The organism is Oleiphilus sp. HI0123, assembly GCF_001635315.1.
Genome location: NZ_LWGE01000961.1, coordinates 1 through 375 on the forward strand (window position 1 = coordinate 1; position 375 = coordinate 375).

Below are 375 nucleotides of genomic sequence, written 5' to 3' on the forward strand. Positions count from 1 at the left end.
CATTCAACGCCCGATAGTGAATCATGTCGGCGATTGTGCCAATCTTCAAATCATGCTCTTTTGCGAAGACTTCAAGATCAGGACGACGAGCCATAGTACCGTCTTCATTCATAATTTCGACTATAACTGAAGCCGCCTCAAAACCTGCCATACGAGCCAGATCGCAACCTGCTTCAGTATGCCCTGCTCGGCTTAATACACCACCAGGCTGCGCCACAATTGGAAACACATGGCCAGGCTGAACAATTTCACTTGGCTTAGTGTTACGTCCTACAGCTGTACGAATAGTGTGCGCACGATCAGCCGCTGAAATACCTGTTGTCACACCCGAAGCCGCTTCAATAGACACAGTAAAGTTAGTTGAAAACTGAGCAT

Annotated in this window: 1 protein-coding gene; it reads right to left on the reverse strand. The window is 47.7% G+C overall.

Going from position 1 to position 375, the window contains the following annotated elements; translation table 11 throughout:
• Positions 1-375 (reverse strand): 3,4-dihydroxy-2-butanone-4-phosphate synthase (locus A3761_RS08325; RefSeq protein WP_197472977.1); only part of this gene is annotated, 375 nt, incomplete at both ends.